Source organism: Sulfitobacter sp. HI0129 (assembly GCF_001635395.1).
Lineage (GTDB): Bacteria > Pseudomonadota > Alphaproteobacteria > Rhodobacterales > Rhodobacteraceae > Sulfitobacter.
In genome coordinates, this window is sequence record NZ_LWGH01000527.1 from 1 (window position 1) to 5,294 (window position 5,294).

A 5,294-nucleotide genomic window follows, 5' to 3' on the forward strand; every position below is an offset into this window, starting at 1 on the left:
CTATTCAGAACGCTCGCGGTGGCAGGGGCCTTGTCGGCCGGTACTGTCGCGATGGCGCAGGAAAAATTCATCACCATCGGTACGGGCGGTCAGACCGGCGTCTACTTCGTCGTCGGTCAGTCAATCTGCCGCCTCGTCAACCGTGAATCCGACGAGCATGGTCTCAAGTGCACGGCGCCTTCCACGGGCGGCTCCATCGCGAACATCAACGCGATCAAGGCCGGTGACATGGATATGGGCGTGGCCCAGTCTGACTGGCAGTTCCACGCCTACAACGGCACATCCCAGTTCGAGGGTGACAAGTTCGACAATCTGCGCGCGGTCTTCTCCGTCCATGGTGAGCCGTTCAACGTGATCGCCCGCGCCGACAGCGGCATCGAATCTTTCGATGACCTCAAGGGCAAGCGCGTGAACATCGGCAACCCCGGTTCCGGTCAGCGCGCGACCATGGAAGTCGTGATGGACGCCAAAGGCTGGACGCTTGACGATTTCGCACTGGCATCCGAGCTCAAGCCGGCCGAGCAGGCCGCCGCACTGGGTGACAACAAGGTTGACGCGATCATCTACACCGTGGGCCACCCCAATGGCTCCATCCAGGAAGCTGTATCGACCGTCGACGCCAAGCTCGTGCCGGTCGAAGGTGAAGCGATTCAGGGCCTGATCGACAACAACCCCTATTATGCCGCCGCGACCATTCCGGGTGGCATGTACAAGGGTACCGATGAAGACGTGAACACCTTTGGCGTCAAGGCGACATTCGTCACCTCCGCCGATGTTGACGATGAAGTCGTCTATCAGGTGGTCAAGGCGGTCTTCGACAACTTCGACCGGTTCAAGCGTCTGCATCCTGCATTCGAGAACCTGACCGAGGAAGAGATGATCTCCGGCGGGCTCTCCGCGCCGCTGCACCCCGGTGCCGAGAAGTACTACAAGGAACGCGGCTGGATGTAATCCGGCTTCCAGCAAGCGGAATGGTGGCGGTAAACCCGCCGCCATTCGACATTACCCGACCAAGAAAAAGAACGTACCGGCCTTAAAAAAGAGCCGGACGACAGGGGGAAGATGAATGGCGCAGAAGGACAAAGACGACGAAAAGTATCAGCAGCAGGCTGCGCTCGTTGAAATGGAAGCCACCGGTGATCGTGGGGGTCTCAGCCAGCAGGAGCTGGATGAGCTGGTCGCGTCTTCGGATACGGGCGGTCGCAGTGTCGCCGGGCCGATTGGCCTTTTGCTCATGCTCGTCGCGCTGGGTTGGTCGCTCTTCCAGCTCTACATCGCTTCGCCCTTCGGTCTTTTCAACGACACACTCGCCCGGTCCATTCACCTCGGCTTTGCCATATTCCTGGGCATCCTTGCCTTTCCCGCCGCGCGCACGAAATTCCAGCTCGGCCTCGGTATCATCGTGCCGCTGGCGCTCGCCGGGCTTTTCATGGTCGCGGCAAAGGACAGCGTTTCGATCTGGTGGATTCCCCTGCCGGCTATCTTCGTGGCGGCCACGGTCATCCTGGGATCACCGAAAGACCGCATCCCGCTGTGGGAATGGGCTTTGGCCATCGTCGGATCGCTCGCGGCGCTTTATCTTTTCATTTTCTACCGGGACATCGCTGACCGGGTCGGGGCACCGATCCTGCAGGACTATGTCGTCGCGGTCTTCGGTATCCTGATCCTGCTCGAAGCGACGCGCCGCGCGCTTGGCCCCGCCCTGATGATCGTGGCGTCGGTCTTTCTGCTCTATACGGTGCTGGGGCCGCAGATGCCGGGCATTATCGCGCACAAGGGTAACAGCCTGTCCGAGATCGTGAACCACCAGTGGATCACGACCGAAGGTGTCTTCGGCATCGCGCTGGGCGTTTCGACCAGCTTCGTCTTTTTGTTCGTTCTCTTCGGATCGCTGCTCGACCGGGCGGGCGCGGGCAATTATTTCATTCAGGTCGCCTTCAGCCTCATGGGCCACATGAAGGGCGGACCGGCCAAGGCGGCGGTCGTGTCTTCAGCCATGACGGGGCTGATTTCCGGCTCCTCCATCGCCAACGTGGTGACCACGGGGACTTTCACTATCCCGCTGATGAAGAAGGTGGGGTTCAACTCCGAAAAGGCCGGCGCGGTCGAGGTCGCATCCTCGGTCAACGGTCAGATCATGCCCCCCGTCATGGGGGCGGCGGCCTTCCTGATGGTGGAATACGTCGGCATTCCCTATTTCGACGTGGTGAAGCACGCGTTTCTGCCTGCGGTCATCTCCTACATCGCGCTGGTCTATATCGTGCACCTCGAAGCGTTGAAGGCCGGTATGGAAGGCCTCCCCCGCCCGGTGGAGCCGAAGCCCTGGGTTGCATGGCTGCTGTCCATCGCCTTCACCGTGGCCGCCATCTGCGCGCTGTCCTTCGCCGTCTATTACCTGATGGGCTGGATCAGGCCCGCCTTTCCGGAAACGGCGGGATATATCATCTTTGTCTTCCTCACGCTGGTGTATGCCGGGCTGCTCTATGTCGCCTCGAAGGAAGCGCCGCTGAAGCTCGATGATCCCAATGCGCCGGTAACAAAGCTGCCGCTGCCCGGGCCGACCGTACGGTCGGGTCTGCATTTCATCCTGCCCGTGGTGGTGCTGGTCTGGGCCCTGATGGTGGACCGCCTGTCGCCCGGCCTCTCGGCCTTCTGGGCCTCTGCCTACATGATCTTCATCCTGCTGACCCAGCGCCCGCTCATGGCGATCTTCCGGGGCGAGAGCAGGCTCGCCCATGACATCAAGAACGGTTTCCTCGATCTGATCGACGGTCTGGTAACCGGAGCGCGCAACATGATCGGTATCGGTATCGCGACCGCAACGGCAGGCATCATCGTCGGTGTTGTCAGCCAGACGGGCGTCGGTTCGGCGCTGGCGGACGTTGTCGAAGTGCTGTCGGGCGGCAATATCCTTGCCATTCTGCTGCTGACAGCGGTGCTGTCACTGATCCTCGGGATGGGGCTGCCGACCACGGCGAACTATATCGTGGTTTCGGCGCTGCTTGCGCCGGTCATCGTGACATTGGGTCAGCAGAACGGGTTGATCGTGCCGCTGATCGCCGTGCATCTCTTTGTTTTCTACTTCGGCATCATGGCGGATGTGACGCCACCCGTGGGCCTCGCCTCTTTCGCCGCTGCTGCGGTTTCTGGGGGAGATCCCATCCGGACCGGGGTCGTCGCGTTCTTCTATTCGCTGCGTACGGCGGCGCTGCCCTTCCTGTTCATCTTCAACACCGAGCTTCTGCTCATCGGTGTGGGCTGGGGGCAGGGCATCTTTGTCTTCATCGTGGCAACGATCGCGATGCTGCTTTTCGCGGCCGCAACACAGGGCTGGTTCTTTGCCAAGAACCGCTTCTATGAAACGATCGCACTGCTGCTGATCGCCTTTACCCTGTTCCGCCCCGGTTTCTGGATGGACATGGTATCGCCGCCCTACAGCGAAGAAGCGCCGAGCGAGATCGTGCAGGCCGCGGCGGACACTCCGGCGGGCGAGAAGCTGCGACTGAGGGTCGCAGGCCTCAATGATCTGGGCGACCCGATCGAATTCGTGGCGCTGGTACCCATCGGCGAAGGCGCGACCGGCGAAGAAAAGCTGGAAGCCGCGGGGCTTTTGTTCCGGCAGGATGGCGATGCCATGATCGTGGACGATGTGGCCTATGATTCACCCGCTCAGGCGGCAGGACTGGATTGGGATCAAGAGGTTCTGCGGGTGCTCAAGCCCGTCAGCCAGCCCAGCAAATACTGGATGTTCATCCCCGCGCTGCTGCTTCTGGCGCTGGTCATCTTCCTGCAGAGGGGACGCGCGGCGCGCGGGGCCCGGCGGGCTGCGACGGCCTGATATCATAGCTGTGTTTTTCGCATACGGGCCATGCGTGGGCCGGACAGGTCGTGTGGAAGTCACCTGTTTCACATCCCTTCGGATAGGCGTAAGGGACGTGCCAGCCGGTGCGCGGGATCGGAATTCTCCGAGTTTCTCCGCCGCCGCATTCGCACGGAGTGAACAGTTATGACCCCTTTTGCAATCGCCGGCGTACAGATGTACGTGAATGCCCTGCAGTCGAACGTCGATGGCATGATCCAGCGCCTCGATATCCTGATGGCGCGTTTCCCATGGACGCAGATGGTCCTTTTTTCCGAACTGGCGCCTTTCGGTCCTTTGGATAAATTCGCACTGCCCCCCGAGAATGAAACGATCGAACGGTTTCAGGAAGCCGCGCGCAAGCACCGTGTCTGGCTGATCCCCGGTTCGATGTTCCTGAAGCATCCCGAAGACGGGCGCATCTACAACACCTCGGTGGTGATCAACCCCGAAGGCGAAGTGATCCGCCGCTATGCCAAGATGTTCCCGTTCCGGCCCTACGAGGAGGGCGTGGCCGCAGGAACCGAGTTCTGCGTTTTCGACGTGCCTGACGTCGGGCGGTTCGGCCTGTCCATCTGCTATGACATCTGGTTCCCCGAAACGACCCGCCAGTTGACCGCTCAGGGTGTCGAGGTGCTGTTGCATCCCGTGCTCACCGGCACGACCGACCGCGACGCAGAGCTGGCGATTGCCCGTGCGACCGCCGCGCAGTTCCAGTGCTATATCTTCGACGTGAACGGCCTTGGCGCAGGGGGCACCGGCAAGTCCTGTGTCGTCGATCCGACGTCCATGGTGCTGCACCAGTCCGCGGGGCAAGAGGACATGTTCCCGATCGAGGTCGATCTGTCCATGGTCCGCCGCCAGCGCGAGACCGGCATGAAGGGTCTGGGGCAGGTCCTGAAATCCTTCCGGGATCGCCCGATCGATTTTTCGGTCTATGATCGTAACAGCGGTGCGGATGCATTTCTCAAGACGCTGGGGCCGCTTGCCGTGCCCCATCAGGGTACCCGCGCCGGTCTGCATGTCGACGTTCCGGCCCAGTCCGTGCCCGAGGCGCCTGTGTTCAAGGGTGCCGAAGCGCTGCCCCAGCCGGGCGCGCACGCCTATACCGTCGAACCCATGCCGAACCCCTCGGCCGGTACGGCGAGCCAACCGGCAGCCGAACCTGCCGCCACGCCAACAGCCGAAGCCCAAGAGGGCGCGGCCATTCCAAACCCCCCGGCAAAACCCGGTGTCTTCACCGGGGCGGGAGAATCATCAAGCGGCTAGACCGGTCTGAACGCGCGCGGCTTCCTGCCGCGCTGTGGAATGCATTGGTCGACGCCGCGCAGCGGAGATTGACTGATGCATTCCATGAACGAATATTCATCCGCAATACAACTGCGGTCCGATCGCTGGAGCGCGATGCGCGGCGCCACGGCCGCGCTGGCCCGCC

Annotated in this window: 3 protein-coding genes; all 3 read left to right on the top strand. The window is 61.8% G+C overall.

All coding sequences use genetic code 11. From position 1 onward, the window contains the following. Positions 1-18: 18 nt before the first annotated feature. The 3 genes from A3764_RS14400 (at position 19) to A3764_RS14410 (ending at position 5,128) form a co-directional block, all read left to right on the top strand. Positions 19-951, top strand: a complete 933-nt coding sequence (locus A3764_RS14400) for a TAXI family TRAP transporter solute-binding subunit (protein ID WP_067951703.1) — start codon at positions 19-21, stop codon at positions 949-951. A gap of 115 nt (positions 952-1,066) precedes the next feature. After that, positions 1,067-3,838 (top strand): TRAP transporter permease, encoded by a 2,772-nt coding sequence (locus A3764_RS14405; protein WP_067923617.1) that lies wholly within the window; start codon positions 1,067-1,069, stop codon positions 3,836-3,838. Positions 3,839-4,006: 168 nt separating this feature from the next. After that, positions 4,007-5,128, top strand: coding sequence for a carbon-nitrogen hydrolase family protein (locus A3764_RS14410; protein WP_067951702.1), 1,122 nt, complete (start codon positions 4,007-4,009; stop codon positions 5,126-5,128). Positions 5,129-5,294: the final 166 nt, after the last annotated feature.

What these genes read in the sequence shown, in the direction of transcription:
- A3764_RS14405 (WP_067923617.1), top strand. Translation starts at nt 1,067, where the DNA reads ATGGCGCAGAAGGACAAAGACGACGAAAAGTATCAGCAGCAGGCTGCG.
- A3764_RS14410 (WP_067951702.1), top strand. Translation starts at nt 4,007, where the DNA reads ATGACCCCTTTTGCAATCGCCGGCGTACAGATGTACGTGAATGCCCTG.